Origin of the sequence: Lysinibacillus sp. NPDC056185, from assembly GCF_047737915.1 — a bacterium.
Lineage (GTDB): Bacteria > Bacillota > Bacilli > Bacillales_A > Planococcaceae > Lysinibacillus.
Map to the genome: position 1 here is coordinate 1 of NZ_JBLLLQ010000020.1, position 15,447 is coordinate 15,447.

Below are 15,447 nucleotides of genomic sequence, written 5' to 3' on the forward strand. Positions count from 1 at the left end.
AAGCGAAGCGACAGCAACAAATGTTTTATCTGTGCGAAAGCGAAGCGACAGCAACAAATGTTTTATCTGTGCGAAAGCGAAGCGACAGCAACAAAGCGCCCAGCTGGAACGGAAATCAACCGTACGTTATGGTGATGATCTAATTTTATCGTAATATGACTAAAAAATACCAAATTAGCACTTAATAGTTGTCTTCAAAGAGTATTCATAGCAAAATATAGAATAGAACATAATAAAAATTTAGGAGGTCAATCAATGAAAACTGAACAACAATATTTCAATGATGCGATTTCAATTCAACAATATATGGATAATATGACGACGTTAAAAGAGGAAAGCTTCCGTATTTATGATGGCTTCGATGCGCCACTAAACGATGGCTTTATCGAACTTCTGAAGGACAAGCAACCAAAAATTTTAACAATTACTGAGGATTGGTGCGGGGACGCAATGTTAAACAATCCAGTTATTCGTCGAGTTGCAGAGGCAGCAGGGTTAGAAATGCGCGCAGTATTACGTGATGCTGATACAGATTTAATTGATCGCCATTTAACAAACGGTGGCCGTGCAATTCCAATTTATATTTTATTAGATGAAGCTGGTCAGGTTGTTGGAAAATGGGGTCCACGTGCACCAGAATTACAGGAACTAGTAGTGAGTAAACGAGCTACTTTACCGGATAAAGAAGATCCTACATTTGAAGATGCACAAAAAGCGCTATATGCTGAAATTCGTGAAGAGAATATTACGAATAAATCATATTGGACATTTGTCTATGAAGATTTTAAAAAGCAAGTAACAGCTGCATTACAATAATTGTAAATCGTAAGGCTGCATGTCAGAGAATGAGGACATGCCTTGCTTTTGTTGACTATTGGAAGCTTAATGCAACATTTAAACGAATAATTCATTGAAAGAAATAGAATCTTATGAAGCAAAGAAGGTATGTTATGAAACGAGCAAGAATCATTTATAATCCTACATCTGGTCGTGAAGTGTTTAAAAAGCATCTACCAGAAGTATTGGCAAAATTAGAGGTAGCAGGCTATGAGACATCTTGTCACGCAACAACGTGTGAAGGCGATGCAACCATTGCAGCAAAAAATGCAGTTGAACGTGGCTTTGATATAATCATTGCAGTTGGTGGAGACGGCACATTAAATGAAGTTGTTTCAGGTGTCAGTCCATTTGAGAACCGACCGAAAGTGGGTCTAATTCCGATGGGCACAACAAATGACTTTGCTCGTGCTGTGCAGATTCCTCGAAATATTGAAGCTGCAGTTGACATTATTATTAAAGGTGAATCGTTGCCGGTCGATGTTGGTTTATTAAATGGGGAACGCTATTTCATCAATATTGCCGCTGGTGGGCGTATTACAGAGTTAACGTATGAAGTGCCAAGTAAAATGAAAACAATGCTAGGACAGCTTGCTTATTACTTAAAAGCAGTAGAAATGATTCCATCGATCAAAGCTTCCCACATGCGTATCGAATATGATGGTGAAGTGTTCGATGGGGATGCCATGATGTTTTTATGCGGCTTAACAAATTCAGTGGGTGGCTTTGAAAAGCTTGCGCCTGACGCGAGTATTAATGATGGCTACTTTACTTTATTAGTATTGAAAAAAGTAAGCCTGCCTGAATTTATTCAGCTTGCTGCAATGGCATTACGAGGCGAGCATTTGAATGATGATCGTGTAATTTATAAAAAGGCAAGTGTCGTAAAAGTATCTACTGAAGATGAAATACATTTAAACTTAGATGGTGAATATGGCGGGGATGCGCCTGCTACATTTGAAAACTTAAAGCGCCATATTGAGATTTTTGTTCCACTAGCAGATATTCGTGAAGAAGACCGTATTTAATGAAATATTAGAACAGGGCGCTCTCAATTTAGAAGGGAGCCTTGTTTTATGGGTGAAATCGGTAAAAAAACCTATATGCAGGGGTAATTTTCTCCTATAATTGGTATTGTGAATGAATTAAGAAAAATGTTTGGCAATTGTGCGTATATTACTTGAACAAAATTTGAAACCTTTATAATAGGCCGAAATTCCGGTCCATTATAAAGGTTTTTTTCGTTGCAATGGTGGAAAATGGGGTAGAGATAAGGGAAAGGAAGTGTTGCCTTTGTATAAGTCACAGGAAAGAAAGCTCATTTGGCTAAGCTTTGGTGTTGCAATTATCATGCTACTTTCCATACTTGGAAGAATATTTGGAGGTTAGGGGGGCAATGAAATGGTGAATGAATCAGCAGTCTTTTGGAGTAGAGCATTAACGGAACTAACTTTATCGTTCCACATTATTTATGCAACGATTGGTGTTGGAGTACCGTTAATGATCATGATCGCACAATGGACTGGGTATAAAAAGAATGATGAGCACTATATTTTAATGGCGAGACGTTGGGCACGAGGTTTTGTTATTACGGTTGCAGTCGGCGTTGTCACAGGGACAGCTATTGGCTTACAGTTATCTTTACTATGGCCGAATTTTATGCAGCTTGCCGGTCAGACAATTGCATTACCACTTTTCATGGAAACGTTCGCATTTTTCTTTGAAGCCATCTTTCTAGGCATCTACCTATATACTTGGGATCGCTTCGATAGTCAGAAGAAGCATATGCTACTGTTAATTCCGGTTGCAGTCGGTGCATCGATGTCAGCTGTGTTTATAACAATTGTCAATGCGTTTATGAATGCGCCACAAGGATTTGATATTGTGGACGGCCAGCTTGTGAATATTCAACCATTTTTAGCAATGTTTAATCCAGCAATGCCGACAAAGGTAGCGCATGTTCTCGTTACAGCCTATATGACATCCGCATTTGTGTTAGCAGCAATTGCAGGATACCGTCTGCTTAGAGGTTCTAAGCATATATATCATAAAAAATCTTTATTACTACTTATGAAGATTGGTCTGATTTTCTCCATTGCTTCAGCAATTATTGGAGACTTTTCAGGGAAGTATTTAGCGGAATATCAGCCAGAAAAACTAGCTGCAGCTGAGTGGCATTTTGAAACGGGAGACAAAGCTTCTCTTATACTATTTGGTGTATTAGATGGGGAAGAAGTAAAATATGCTATTAAAGTACCTTATGCTTTGAGCGTTTTAGCACATAATAATCCAAATGCAGAGGTAATTGGCTTAGATCAATTTGCTGAAGAAGATCGACCACCTCTATATATCCATTACCTTTTTGATCTCATGGTGTTTATCGGTATGTTCATGGCATTGGTTTCATTGGTTTATGTATGCGGGAAAGCACGTGATTGGCAGTTTATTCATTCACGTTGGTTTAGATGGATTGTTGTTGCAGGTGGACCACTTTCTATTATTGCGATTGAAGCAGGATGGTGGCTTGCTGAAGTTGGACGACAGCCTTGGATCTTATATGGATTAATGCGAACACCAGAAGGGGCCACAACGAGTGACCATGTAGATTTAATGATGCTGTTGTTTACAGGTGTGTATGCCGTATTAGCAGTAGGAAGTATGGTGGTTTTAATTCGTATGTTCAAAAAGAATCCAATTGAGCGAGAAATAGAAGATCGCCATGCTGAAAAAGGCGGTGACATCTTATGACATTAGAGATTTTAGGTATTTCAGTTTTATGGATTTTCCTATTTGGCTATGTCATTGTAGCTTCAATCGATTTTGGTGCAGGCTTTTTTAATGCCTATAGCCTACTCATCGGAAAAAATCATATTTTAACGAATATTATTAAGCGGTATTTATCACCTGTTTGGGAAGTAACCAATGTCTTTTTAGTATTCTTCTTTGTTGGGATTGTTGGATTTTTCCCACAAACAGCTTTCTATTATGGAACGATATTACTTGTCCCTGTTAGTATTTCGCTAGTGCTTCTTGCAATACGAGGCTCTTACTATGCATTTGAATCATATGGTGCACGTGGACATATCGGTTACACGCTGACATATGGGATAGCAGGCTTGCTCATTCCAGCCTCACTCTCTGTTGTATTCGCGATTGCTGCTGGTGGCTATGTTGATATTGTTGACGGGCAACCAGTCTTAAATTACTGGACATTGTATACGAGCCCATTTGCTTGGAGTATTGTCGTGTTGAGCATTGCAGCTGTACTTTATATTTCAGCCGTGTTTTTAACTTGGTACGCTCACAAAGCAAAAGATAAAGAAGCCACGGATTTAATGAGAAGATACGCACTTGCTTGGGCGATACCCTTGATGGTGAGTGCACTCGGCATTATGTACGAAATGAAATTCATCAATCCTGAAAGTTACGATCATATGGTTAATTTATGGTGGATGTTCGCCATTTCAGCCGTGTTATTTATTATTACTGTAGTGTTAATTTGGATGCGAAAAAGTTACGGTCTTGCGGTTGGATTATTGATTGCTCAATTTGCAGTGGCATTCTTCGCATATGGTATTGCACAATATCCATATTTACTGTATCCGTATTTAACAATTTACGATAGCTTTACAAGTACACAAATGGCGATTGCACTCGTCATTGCGTTTATTTTAGGACTGTGTCTGCTTATTCCATCACTGTTCTTGCTGTTGAAATTATTCCTCTTCAACAAAAATTATGTGACCGGAAAAGAAGACAATCACGTATAGGAGGGATAAAACTATGGCTAGTTTTTTAATTTTTTATGCGCCATTTATAGTCGTCATCCTCGGAGTAGTTGCTGCTTTCTGGTGGGCACCTCGAGATTACCACACAGTGAGGAAAGAGGGAAAGAGTCGCGAATAGCGGCTCTTTTTTCTACTCGTATAAAGGGGAAGATGTATTTGTTAGGGTACTCGGGTAAGCAGGGCAGATTACTTTTTTTTGATCAGCTTGGGGTGAGAGCGGATTACATTCTCGGCCTACCCTAGCAGTTTGGGAGCAAAGCGGATCACTTTTTGGGCTGACCCGAGCAGTTTGCGGGTAGAGCTGATCACATTTTCGGTCAACCCGAGCAGTTTGGAAGGAGAGCGGATCACTTTTGGGCCTACCCGAGCAGTTTGGGAAGAAAGCGGATCACATTCTCGGCCTACCCGAGCAGTTTGGAAGGAGAGCGGATCACATTCTCGGCCTACCCGAGCAGTTTGGGAGGAGAGCGGATCACATTCTCGGCCTACCCGAGCAGTTTGGGAGGAGAGCGGATCACATTCTCGTCCTACCCGAGCAGTTTGGGAGCAAAGCGGATCACTTTTTGGGCTGACCCGAGCAGTTTGCGGGTAGAACTGATCACATTTTCGGTCAACCCTAGCAGTTTGGGAGCAAAGCGGATCACTTTTTGGGCTGACCCGAGCAGTTTGCGGGTAGAGCTGATCACATTTTCGGTCAACCCGAGCAGTTTGGAAGGAGAGCGGATCACTTTTGGATCAACCCAAGCAGTTTGGGAAGAAAGCGGATCACATTCTTTGCCTACCTGATCAGTTCGAGCTCAGACCCGATCACTTCCTCAAAACACCCGAGCGGTTAATATTTAGCCTTGTTCTTTTTTCATCCGCCACAACATGCTACAATAAAGAGATTGAAATGGAGGATGTACGAATGTCAGCACCCGTGAAAAAGAATGACCGACTAACAGTTTATATAGAAGATTTAACACATGATGGCAATGGCGTCGCAAAGGTCGATGGCTATCCATTATTTATCCAAGGTGCACTTCCTAATGAAACGGCGGAAGTACATGTTTTAAAAACGTTAAAAAATTACGGCTTTGCGAAGGTGGCAGAAATTCTAAAACCATCACCAGACCGAGTAGATGCGCCTTGTGAATATTTCAAGCGATGTGGCGGCTGCCAATTACAGCATCTATCTTATGAAGGGCAGTTAAAATGGAAAGAAAACATGGTGCGTAATGTCATGCAGCGCATTGGTAAAATTGATGCACCTATTTTACCTGTGAAAGGCATGGAAGAGCCTTGGCATTACCGTAATAAAGCACAAATACCTTTCTCCTCAAATGAAGCAGGACAAGCAATTGCTGGCTTCTATAAAACGAAGTCTCATAGCATTGTGGATATGGAGCGTTGCTTAATTCAGACAGGAGAAGCGGACGCTATTCTTGCAGGTTTGAAAAAGGAATTAGCGGCAATCGGTATTCGACCATATAACGAGCAAACACATGAGGGAATGCTACGCCATGTAGTCATTCGTAAAGCACGAGCAACTGGTGAAGTTATGGTTGTTCTTGTAACTAAAAAGAAAAAATTCCCGCAAAAAGAAGCTGCTGTTGCGACAATTCAGAAACTTGTCTCGAATGTAACATCAATTATGCAAAACGTTAACAGCGACAAAACGAACGTTATTTTCGGTGATGAAACAGTAAATCTATGGGGCAAGGACGTTATTATTGATACAATTGGCGATGTTCGCTTTGAAATTTCAGCTCGTTCATTTTATCAAGTAAATCCTCAGCAAACGGAAGTTCTATACAAGCAAGCATTAGACTATGCTAACTTGCAGGGTGATGAACGAGTAATTGATGCTTACTGTGGTATCGGGACAATTTCATTATTCCTTGCACAAAAAGCAAAGGCTGTTATGGGTGTAGAAATTGTACCGCAAGCTATTGAAGATGCGAAGCGCAACGCAGAATTAAATGGTTTCACTAATACGTATTTTGAGGCAGGTCCAGCAGAGGAAGTAATTCCACGCTGGTATAAGGAAGGCAAAGAAGCGGATGTTTTAGTAGTAGACCCACCACGTAAAGGGTGCGATGAAGCGCTACTAAAGACAATTTTAGAGCAGCGTCCTAAGCGCGTTGTTTATGTGTCCTGTAATCCAGCTACACTAGCACGTGACCTTCGAATTTTGGAGGATGGTGGCTATCAAACGCAGGAAATTCAACCTGTAGATATGTTCCCGCATTCGACACATGTGGAGGTTGTTACGGAACTAACTCTAAAGGAGCGATCATAATGAACGCAGCAAAAAAATGGCTCTCTATCCCGAAAGATATCAGAGAAATGCTCGTAAAAAACGTATTTTGTGGCAATTGTGGTGTAACGGAAATTGTGAAGTACACGATACAAGAGGGAGAAAATGCCCCTGTATTGAAGGGGAAATGCAAGACTTGTGGTAGGAATGTTGCTCGGGTGATTGATTAGTAAATGATAGAACTCTGAAAGGATGGAGTGAATATTCCATCCTTTTTTGTGTAAGCATGGAAGGGTTTTTAGTTGAATCTTATGCTTGAATAGAAGAGGTTACTTTTGATCTATATGATGAAAATTATACACCTCATAATATTGGTATCAGAACATTATAATAAGTTCAAGAAGGTGGGTTTGATATCAAAGGGTTTATAATTCGATTGCTTTATGATAAATTAACCGTTATCTTGAATTGCTTTTTTATGTTTTTGGAATAAAGTGTCCACTATTCGGGGTTCAGTTCAAAAATCTATGCCATCTGCTTTTTGTTTATAAACATACCATTTAGAATCTATTTTCGTTAAAATTTTTATAAATGCCAAATGTACTTGTGTTTGATAATAAGTTATTGAACATGATATAAGTGTAAAAGAAGTGGAACATTGGGCTTTATATTTTATGACCAAGAGTTTGAAGTTGTATCCATATTGAGAGGATTTGAGTTTGAAAATGATAGATAATTTTTGGCGTGATTTACCACGACCATTTTTTGTACTTGCACCAATGGAAGATGTGACAGATGTTGTTTTTCGTCGCGTAGTAAGTGAAGCAGGTCGACCGGATGTATTTTTTACAGAGTTTACAAACTCGGATAGCTATTGTCATCCAGAGGGCATGAAAAGTGTGCGTGGCCGTTTGATTTTTACAGAAGATGAACAACCAATGGTGGCACATATTTGGGGAGATAATCCCGAATATTTCCGGCAAATGAGTATTGGCATGGCAGAGCTAGGATTTAAAGGCATTGATATTAATATGGGATGCCCTGTACCGAATGTGGCATCGAGAGGGAAGGGTAGTGGCCTTATTTTGCGTCCAGACGTTGCGGCAGAGCTTATTCAAGCAGCAAAAGCGGGCGGACTGCCTGTCAGCGTGAAAACACGACTTGGCTTTAACGATGTAAATGAGTGGGAAGAATGGCTAACGCATATTTTAAAACAGGATATTGCGAACCTTTCTATTCATTTACGTACAAGAAAGGAAATGAGTCAAGTAGATGCGCATTGGGAGCTAATTCCGGAAATCAAAAAATTACGTGACCGTATCGCACCAAACACACTAATAACAATTAATGGTGATATTCCTGACCGTCAAACTGGGCTACAGCTTGCTGAACAATATGGCATTGATGGCGTTATGATCGGGCGAGGTATTTTTAAAAATCCTTTTGCTTTTGAAAAGGAGCCAAGAGAGCATAGCAGTAAAGAGTACCTTGATCTTTTAAGACTGCAGCTTGATCTTCAAGATCAATATGCGGAAGAACTACCACGTTCCATCACAGGGCTTCATCGTTTTTTCAAAATTTATGTTAAGGGATTCCGTGGAGCTGGTGAATTAAGAAATCAATTGATGAATACGAAATCAACAGACGAAGTGCGTGCATTGCTTGATAACTTTGGAAAAGAATGGGACGGGGACAATGAGATGATGTAACTCACGTTAAAGGAAAAATAAATTACATCACCTCGTGTACTTACCCTTCTGTTACCACATACACTCTGCACATTGTGAAGCGGTGGTGTGGTTGGAGTTAGAATTGTAAAACAATTTTTCTTATTTTTAGTTCTTTATCAATAATATCCCGGATTTGATTTAATACGAATCCGGGTCTTTTTCTAGGTTAATTTAACTTCTCTCAGCAAATGTTTTAGTAGCGAAAGCGAAGCGTCAGCTACAAATGTTTTAGTAGCGAAAGCGAAGCGTCAGTTACAAATGTCTTTTGTAGCGTCAGGTACAGAAGTCTCCCACCTCTATAACAAGAGCAATTCAAAACACCTCATGATGAAATATATAGTAGTCTATTAAGAGCAGGTGTGGTTTTAGTCGTGTTGTTCTCTAATATGACTTAAAAGTGACTCTGACAATTCTCTTCTTATTTGCTTAATATGCTTTTCCATGAGTTGTTTGGCTTGATTCGCATCACCAGCTGCGATGGCCAAGTAAATTTCTTTATGTTCATCAATAGTCTCTTGCGTGCGTTCTGGATCTTTCAAGCGTTGTCTTCGGGTAGCTCGGATTGTATCTTGCATATGTTCGCTAAGGGTTTGAAATAATTGTAAAAATATCGAATTATGTGAAGCGAGAACAATATTGATATGGAAACTTAGATCAGCTTGAATTCCTAATTCTACATCATTTTTAGCTCGGTCCATCATTTCTAAGGCTTTACCAATTCGTTCTAAGTCTTCTGAAGTGGCTCGTTGTGAAGCTAAAAAGGCACATTCTACTTCAAGTATTTGGCGAAGCTCTAACATTTCATATATTAGTTTTTTTTCAGTTTTTATGATTGTAGATGAAAGTTCTTCTCCTAATGAATGGAAATCTGGTGCTTTGATAAAGCTGCCACTGCCTTGTTTAATTTCAATAATCCCTTTTATTTCAAGCTTCCGAAGTGCCTCTCTAACTGATGTTCGACTTACATTAAAACGACTCGCTAATTCTCTTTCCGTCGGGAGTTTTTCTCCAGGCTGTAATTCCCCATTTAAAAAATATTCCCTTATTTGATCAACAATTACTTGATATGCTTTTTTCTTTGGTTGTGGCATTACCTATGTCCCACCCCTCAAATACATAGTACTATAAACGCTTTAATCATACAGAAATACTTAATGATTATCAATTTAAGAAAAATAATAATTATTGATATTTTCAGAATATTTAGTATAATATTAAAAGGTTGGACCAATTTGAAGAATAGGAGAAATTGGTATGACATATATAATTCAAACTAGTAAATAACATTAACAAGTACTTTGGAAGAATGAGAGTAAAAAGGGGGAGCATATAATGATTGCAACAAATGAAGAATTGGTGATTGCTCTACGGAGTATTCTTACTGAAAGCCAAGTAACGATCAATCAAACGATTTTAGAACAACATAGCAGTGATGAATCGTATCATATTGCAAGTCTACCGGATATTGTTGTGTTTCCGACAACGACGGAAGAAGTGAGTTTTATTATAAACATAGCAAACCAATACAAAGTACCGATCGTACCATTTGGAAGAGGAACAAGCTTAGAAGGGCATGTTATTCCTTATGACCACGGGATAACGATAGATTTTTCCCTCATGAACAAAATAATAGAAGTTAGGGAGAAGGACTTTCTCGTAAAAGTTCAACCAGGGGTGACGCGTTCTCAGTTGAATAAAGAGTTGAAAAAATACGGATTGTTTTTCTCTGTGGATCCGGGAGCAGATGCAACACTTGGGGGTATGGCAGCAACAAATGCTAGTGGAACAACATCTGTTAAATATGGGGTTATGCGCGATCAAGTTCGGGATTTAGAGGTTGTTCTCTCTGATGGTACGGTGATTCATACGGGGAATTTAGCAGAAAAATCTTCATCTGGTTATCATTTAAACGGTCTATTTGTTGGGTCTGAGGGAACGCTCGGCTGCTTTACTGAATTGACGCTAAGAGTCTATGGGATTCCTGAATATGTTATGGCTGCTCGAGCATCCTTCAAAAAAGTCAATGATGCTGTCGAAGCAGTCATTAGTATTTTACAAGCGGGAATTCCAATTGCAAGGGTTGAACTGGTAGATGAACCTTCAATGAAACAAGTGAACTTGCATAGTAAAACAGCTTATGAGGAACAACCAACCTTATTTTTAGAGTTTCAGGGCAATGAAGCTGGCTTAAAGCAAGACGTTGAATTTATGAAGGAGATTGTAGCAACGCACGATTGTGAAAATATTGAATTCGAGGCCGATAATGCAGCTCGAAATCAGCTGTGGGAAGCTCGCCATAATTTAGCTTACGCCTATGTCCATGGACACCCAGGAAAAAAACTAATGGTGACTGATGTTTGTTTACCAATTTCCGAGTTAGCAGGTGCTATTGACCATGCGAGAGAAGCACTTAATTTATTAGCGCTTACAGGTGGGATTGTTGGCCACGTAGGTGATGGCAATTTCCATGTTCTTTTAATGATTGATATGAATGATTCTAATGAAATAAAAAAAGCTGATGAATTTAATGAGTTGATTGTGATGTATGCACTTGAACGAGGGGGAACTTGTACAGGAGAGCATGGCGTCGGCATCGGTAAACAGAAATACCAAGAGAAAGAACATGGAAAAGCACTGCTTGTGATGGAAAAGATTAAACAAGCGCTCGATCCTGACGGTCTCTTAAATCCAAATAAAATATTAAAAATAAAGAAAGAGGGAGTGGAAATATGAAAATTTTAGAAGCCATTAGTACGATAGCTGGAAAATACTTTGCCGTATGGGTCATCTGTATAGCAGTTATTGCCTTTATAGCTCCAGATCCATTTTTAATATTTGGGGGATATATCACGATTTTGCTAGGCATTGTTATGTTTGGTATGGGGCTGACGTTAAAAGCGATTGATTTCAAACTGATCATAACGAATCCAATGCCAGTCATCATTGGTGTATGTGCCCAATATATTATCATGCCACTTGCCGCTTTTTTAATTGCTTATATTATGAACTTACCAGCGGAATTAGCTGCAGGGCTAGTCCTTCTTGGCTCCGTTCCAGGGGGTACTGCTTCAAACGTCATGGTGTATCTAGCTAAAGGTAATGTACCATTATCAATCACAATGACATCTTTTTCGACGTTATTAGCTCCAATTGCAACACCATTAATACTACTATTACTTGCAGGTAAATGGATGCCGGTGGATCCAATGGCGATGTTTACTTCAATTATTCAAGTAATCATTTTCCCAATTATCCTAGGTATAGTTGTAAGAAGATTTGCTCCTCAAGTTGTAGAAAAAAGCATGAATGTCATTCCACTTATCTCAGTAGTTGCTATTATGATCATTGTCTCTGCTGTTGTTGCGGGTAATGTTAATAGTATCGCTTCGGCGGGAGCCATTATTTTTGCAGCAGTAGCGCTCCATAATGCATTCGGATTGCTGTTTGGCTATTTAACAGCACGTGTATTAGGGCTTGATGAAAGTAATCGAAGAGCTATTTCTATTGAAGTTGGCATGCAAAACTCTGGTCTAGGTGTAGCATTAGCCACTGCTCATTTTGGTCCATTAGCTGCACTACCTAGTGTTCTTGGCGCTGTTTGGCATAATATTTCCGGTCCGATTCTCGCCACTTATTGGTCTAAAAAACCGGAGAACGTAGAGAAACAACTTAATGAACAGATACAGGAAACCAACGGCAGAACCCAAATTTAAAAAATGAAATTAAGATAAAAATATTTGCTGCCTACGAACAGTGTTGTACTTTTATAAAATAATATTCTTTTAGGGAAAAATGAGTGTGGAAAAAATATATAATAAAAAAAGACTGAGTTTGGTGAAAAGAGGGGACAATGAACCCCTCTTTTTTGTTGCCTAATTCCCTTTATAATATAGGGATTACTGCGACAGAAGTAAAGCGAATGATATCAAGGGAGATGACAATCATATTCTTTATCCCAACACTAGCAGGCATGGGCTTAGCCTTTCTATATGTTATTTCTATGGCAAATGATGTTGGTGGTGTCATAAGGAATCCAGAAATACTATGGCAGTTCTTTAGCGTATCAGGAATTTACCTTATCATTCAAATAGGATTTTATCTATATGCAAGGAGGAAGATGTTTTCTCATTTATCACAGGGAAAATGAAGCATAAAAAAATCATTTCATCGTTACTTTCTAAGGGATAAGGTAATTTTTTCTACTATAAAACATTGCTTTTTCGATAATAATCTTATAGAATGTAGAACGATATAAATGAACGAAATAAATTTCCTTTAATACGGTCCAGAGAGGCTGAAAAGGGCTACATGATATTTTTAAGCTAACAATATCTTTGTTTTCGCATGCCTTTTTGTCCTCTGTGACAGAAGGGCTTTTTATTTTGCCAATTATACCTCTTTTAAAGGGAGTCCCGTGAGGCTTCAAAAGAGAATGGACAAGAATTGTGTAATCCATTCCCTCAAATAGGCTAAAAGAGATTTTAAAAAACTGGAGGATTGTAAGAATGGATTATCGTAAGAAAACAGTGGTAGCGTCAGTAGCTGGTTTAACGTTGGAAGGGATGGACATTATGTTTATTTCCTTTGCGATGACAATGATTATTTCGGAATTTAACATTGATTTTGCAACGGGTGGACTGATTTCTTCCGTAACGAATATTGGCATGCTGTTAGGCGGCATTATTTTTGGAGTTTTAGCTGATAAGTATGGGCGAGTAAAAGTATTTACTTATACCGTCTTGTTGTTTGCGCTTGGTACAGCTTTAACTGGATTAGCAACAAATATTGAACAAATTTATATGTATAGATTTATCGCTGGTCTTGGTGCAGGGGGTGAATACGGCATTGGTATGGCGCTTGTTGCCGAGGCTTGGCCGAAGAATAAGCAAGGAAGAGCTTCTTCATATGTTAGTGTAGGTGCTCAATACGGTGTTATTTTAGCAGCGTTACTAAGTGCCGTTATTCTACCGACTTTAGGATGGAGAGCTTTATTCTTTGTTGGTGTGTTACCTGTCATCTTCGCATTCATTGTGCGAAAAAATCTTGAGGAATCACCAGAGTGGGTGGCTTCTCAGAAAAATAAAAAAATCAACAAGCAACATGAAAAAGGGAAGTTGGTGCAGCTATTTGAAACGCCTCGAACTTCGATGACGACAATTTCATTAATCGTTATGGCAACTGTTCAAATTGCTGGCTACAATGGCTTAATGATTTGGTTGCCATCTATGTTGCAAAAATCTCAAGGTTTATCCGTTTCAAGCTCGGCACTTTGGACAATCAGTACAGCAGTTGGCATGATTATCGGGATGCTAACATTCGGACGATTTATGGACCGATTTGGAGCAAAGCGTGCTTTTGGTTTCTTTTTACTTGCTTCAGCATGTGCTGTGTTTTTATACTCCTATGCCACAGGAAGTGTCGCAATTTTAATCGGTGGTGCAATTGTTGGCTTTTTCTCAAACGGCATGTTCGCAGGGTATGGAGCTTTAATTAGTAGCTTCTATCCGGTGCAAATTCGAAGTACAGCAACAAACACGATTTTTAACTTCGGTAGAGCAATTGGAGGATTTTCACCGATCTTTGTCGGCTATATTCTTCAAAGTTATGATATGACGGTCGTAATGATCTATTTAGCAGCCTTATATTGCATTTCCTTTATCGTGATGTTAACTCTAAAAAAAGGGGCGAGCGAGGCTTTACAACCGGTTGAAATTTAATAATTAAAATTGAAAGAACGAATTCCAATTTTAAAAAAGGGATTCGTTCTTTTTGAATTATTATTATAATAAACCTTTTGAACGTTTTTCAGCCATTTCTACGAGGCGTTTTGTTATTTCTCCTCCGACTGAACCGTTTGCACGAGAAGAGGCTTCTGGCCCTAATTGTACATTAAATTCTTGTGCGATTTCATATTTCAATTGATTAACGGCTTCATGTACACCGGGAACTAGTAGCTTATTTGAACTACGATTAGCCATTTATCTCACCTCCTTGTGATTAGAATGGTCGAGAGTTAGCTAATCATACATGTTAAAAAATAAAATGCACATTCTAAATACTATAGTAAAGTAACTTTTGGAAAGCTAACTAAAATTGTGAATGTCTCTGCTATAATAAAGTAATGCTTCAATTTGGATAGGACTATTAGAAGCGCTTTTACAGTTAAAATGGAGGTTTTTTAAAAATGACGAACAATGATATTTTAATCCGTTTAAGATATGCATTAGATATCAAAAATACAGATATGGTTAAAATTTTTCAGCTAGGTGGCATGGACTATACGAAGGAAGAAGTATTGAACATGCTTATTAAAGTTTATGATGAGGAAGAAGCACCAGAAGAATACATTAAATGTAATAATAAAATGGTAGAGGCTTTTTTAAATGGATTTATTACATTTAAACGAGGTCCGCAAAAGTCTAAGTCTGGTCAACCAGAAGGCCCACTACCTGTTTCAGGAAAAGAAAGCCCTAATAATATGCTATTAAAGAAAGTGAAGATTGCGTTAGCCTTAACGAGTGAGGAGATGCTCGATATTTTATATGATGGGGGCGTTAGCGTTTCAAAAGGCGAATTAGGTGCCATTTTAAGAAATCCAAGTCATCGTAACTATAAAGAATGTGGCGATCGCTTTGTGAGAAATTTCTTAAGAGGGCTTACAGATAAATATAGAGATTAAAAACGTCTCTTGTGAATTGTCAAGTGTAAAATTTGATAAAGAATCAATGAATTAATGATTAAAAAAGCAACCGCAATTTTGCAGTTGCTTTTTTTGTGAAAGGTTTTACATAAAATCTCTATTACGATAAAAAAATTCTGCAAAAAGCACATTTTTCTTAGTTGAATGTAGTTG

15 protein-coding genes are annotated in these 15,447 nt (G+C 38.6%); 13 read left to right on the forward strand and 2 right to left on the reverse strand.

Going from position 1 to position 15,447, the window contains the following annotated elements:
* Positions 1–255: 255 nt before the first annotated feature.
* The 8 genes from ACMZ42_RS17880 (at position 256) to ACMZ42_RS17915 (ending at position 8,573) form a co-directional block, all read left to right on the forward strand.
* Positions 256–816, forward strand: a complete 561-nt coding sequence (locus ACMZ42_RS17880) for a thioredoxin family protein (protein ID WP_415732255.1) — start codon at positions 256–258, stop codon at positions 814–816.
* A gap of 134 nt (positions 817–950) precedes the next feature.
* Positions 951–1,865, forward strand: a complete 915-nt coding sequence (locus tag ACMZ42_RS17885) for a diacylglycerol kinase (protein ID WP_415732256.1) — start codon at positions 951–953, stop codon at positions 1,863–1,865.
* Positions 1,866–2,238: 373 nt separating this feature from the next.
* Positions 2,239–3,585 (forward strand): cytochrome ubiquinol oxidase subunit I, encoded by a 1,347-nt coding sequence (locus ACMZ42_RS17890; protein ID WP_415732257.1) that lies wholly within the window; start codon positions 2,239–2,241, stop codon positions 3,583–3,585.
* Positions 3,582–4,607 carry a cytochrome d ubiquinol oxidase subunit II gene (locus ACMZ42_RS17895; protein ID WP_415732258.1) on the forward strand — a complete coding sequence of 342 codons (1,026 nt, stop codon included), beginning with the start codon at positions 3,582–3,584 and terminating at the stop codon, positions 4,605–4,607. The genes ACMZ42_RS17890 and ACMZ42_RS17895 overlap by 4 nt, the downstream gene beginning before the upstream one ends.
* 13 nt (positions 4,608–4,620) lie before the next feature.
* The gene (cydS, locus tag ACMZ42_RS17900; protein ID WP_255350000.1) at positions 4,621–4,743 is read left to right on the forward strand and encodes a cytochrome bd oxidase small subunit CydS; all 123 of its coding nucleotides are present in this window, start codon (positions 4,621–4,623) and stop codon (positions 4,741–4,743) included.
* Positions 4,744–5,532: 789 nt separating this feature from the next.
* Entirely contained in the window at positions 5,533–6,906 is a 1,374-nt protein-coding gene (gene rlmD, locus ACMZ42_RS17905) for a 23S rRNA (uracil(1939)-C(5))-methyltransferase RlmD (RefSeq protein ID WP_415732259.1), read from the forward strand.
* The gene (locus tag ACMZ42_RS17910; protein ID WP_415732260.1) at positions 6,906–7,094 is read left to right on the forward strand and encodes a hypothetical protein; all 189 of its coding nucleotides are present in this window, start codon (positions 6,906–6,908) and stop codon (positions 7,092–7,094) included. Before rlmD ends, ACMZ42_RS17910 begins: the two co-directional genes overlap by 1 nt.
* Before the next feature lie 495 nt (positions 7,095–7,589).
* Positions 7,590–8,573 carry a tRNA dihydrouridine synthase gene (locus ACMZ42_RS17915; RefSeq protein ID WP_415732304.1) on the forward strand — a complete coding sequence of 328 codons (984 nt, stop codon included), beginning with the start codon at positions 7,590–7,592 and terminating at the stop codon, positions 8,571–8,573.
* Positions 8,574–8,959: 386 nt separating this feature from the next.
* Here the strand turns inward: ACMZ42_RS17915 and ACMZ42_RS17920 are convergent, their stop codons facing one another.
* A complete protein-coding gene (locus ACMZ42_RS17920) occupies positions 8,960–9,685 on the reverse strand; it encodes a FadR/GntR family transcriptional regulator (protein ID WP_415732261.1) in 726 nt (241 codons plus the stop codon).
* Positions 9,686–9,926: 241 nt separating this feature from the next.
* Between ACMZ42_RS17920 and ACMZ42_RS17925 the strand changes: the two genes are divergently transcribed.
* The 4 genes from ACMZ42_RS17925 (at position 9,927) to ACMZ42_RS17940 (ending at position 14,311) form a co-directional block, all read left to right on the forward strand.
* Positions 9,927–11,327: an FAD-binding oxidoreductase gene (locus tag ACMZ42_RS17925; RefSeq protein WP_415732262.1), complete on the forward strand. Its 1,401-nt coding sequence runs from the start codon at positions 9,927–9,929 to the stop codon at positions 11,325–11,327.
* Complete coding sequence (locus ACMZ42_RS17930; protein WP_415732263.1) at positions 11,324–12,307, forward strand: bile acid:sodium symporter family protein; 984 nt, start codon at positions 11,324–11,326, stop codon at positions 12,305–12,307. The genes ACMZ42_RS17925 and ACMZ42_RS17930 overlap by 4 nt, the downstream gene beginning before the upstream one ends.
* A gap of 137 nt (positions 12,308–12,444) precedes the next feature.
* Positions 12,445–12,741 (forward strand): hypothetical protein, encoded by a 297-nt coding sequence (locus ACMZ42_RS17935; protein ID WP_415732264.1) that lies wholly within the window; start codon positions 12,445–12,447, stop codon positions 12,739–12,741.
* A 358-nt stretch (positions 12,742–13,099) separates the two neighbouring features.
* Entirely contained in the window at positions 13,100–14,311 is a 1,212-nt protein-coding gene (locus ACMZ42_RS17940; RefSeq protein ID WP_415732265.1) for an MFS transporter, read from the forward strand.
* A gap of 63 nt (positions 14,312–14,374) precedes the next feature.
* Here the strand turns inward: ACMZ42_RS17940 and ACMZ42_RS17945 are convergent, their stop codons facing one another.
* Positions 14,375–14,572: an alpha/beta-type small acid-soluble spore protein gene (locus ACMZ42_RS17945; protein WP_053483023.1), complete on the reverse strand. Its 198-nt coding sequence runs from the start codon at positions 14,570–14,572 to the stop codon at positions 14,375–14,377.
* A gap of 206 nt (positions 14,573–14,778) precedes the next feature.
* Between ACMZ42_RS17945 and ACMZ42_RS17950 the strand changes: the two genes are divergently transcribed.
* A complete protein-coding gene (locus tag ACMZ42_RS17950) occupies positions 14,779–15,273 on the forward strand; it encodes a DUF1456 family protein (protein WP_370079226.1) in 495 nt (164 codons plus the stop codon).
* Positions 15,274–15,447 lie beyond the last annotated feature (174 nt).

Excerpts from the sequence above, each read along its gene's own strand:
- ACMZ42_RS17880 (WP_415732255.1), top strand. The coding sequence starts at position 256 with ATGAAAACTGAACAACAATATTTCAATGATGCGATTTCAATTCAACAA.
- ACMZ42_RS17885 (WP_415732256.1), top strand. The coding sequence starts at position 951 with ATGAAACGAGCAAGAATCATTTATAATCCTACATCTGGTCGTGAAGTG.
- ACMZ42_RS17890 (WP_415732257.1), top strand. The coding sequence starts at position 2,239 with ATGGTGAATGAATCAGCAGTCTTTTGGAGTAGAGCATTAACGGAACTA.
- ACMZ42_RS17895 (WP_415732258.1), top strand. The coding sequence starts at position 3,582 with ATGACATTAGAGATTTTAGGTATTTCAGTTTTATGGATTTTCCTATTT.
- cydS (WP_255350000.1), top strand. The coding sequence starts at position 4,621 with ATGGCTAGTTTTTTAATTTTTTATGCGCCATTTATAGTCGTCATCCTC.
- rlmD (WP_415732259.1), top strand. The coding sequence starts at position 5,533 with ATGTCAGCACCCGTGAAAAAGAATGACCGACTAACAGTTTATATAGAA.
- ACMZ42_RS17910 (WP_415732260.1), top strand. The coding sequence starts at position 6,906 with ATGAACGCAGCAAAAAAATGGCTCTCTATCCCGAAAGATATCAGAGAA.
- ACMZ42_RS17915 (WP_415732304.1), top strand. The coding sequence starts at position 7,590 with ATGATAGATAATTTTTGGCGTGATTTACCACGACCATTTTTTGTACTT.
- ACMZ42_RS17920 (WP_415732261.1), bottom strand. The coding sequence starts at position 9,685 with ATGCCACAACCAAAGAAAAAAGCATATCAAGTAATTGTTGATCAAATA.
- ACMZ42_RS17925 (WP_415732262.1), top strand. The coding sequence starts at position 9,927 with ATGATTGCAACAAATGAAGAATTGGTGATTGCTCTACGGAGTATTCTT.
- ACMZ42_RS17930 (WP_415732263.1), top strand. The coding sequence starts at position 11,324 with ATGAAAATTTTAGAAGCCATTAGTACGATAGCTGGAAAATACTTTGCC.
- ACMZ42_RS17935 (WP_415732264.1), top strand. The coding sequence starts at position 12,445 with ATGAACCCCTCTTTTTTGTTGCCTAATTCCCTTTATAATATAGGGATT.
- ACMZ42_RS17940 (WP_415732265.1), top strand. The coding sequence starts at position 13,100 with ATGGATTATCGTAAGAAAACAGTGGTAGCGTCAGTAGCTGGTTTAACG.
- ACMZ42_RS17945 (WP_053483023.1), bottom strand. The coding sequence starts at position 14,572 with ATGGCTAATCGTAGTTCAAATAAGCTACTAGTTCCCGGTGTACATGAA.
- ACMZ42_RS17950 (WP_370079226.1), top strand. The coding sequence starts at position 14,779 with ATGACGAACAATGATATTTTAATCCGTTTAAGATATGCATTAGATATC.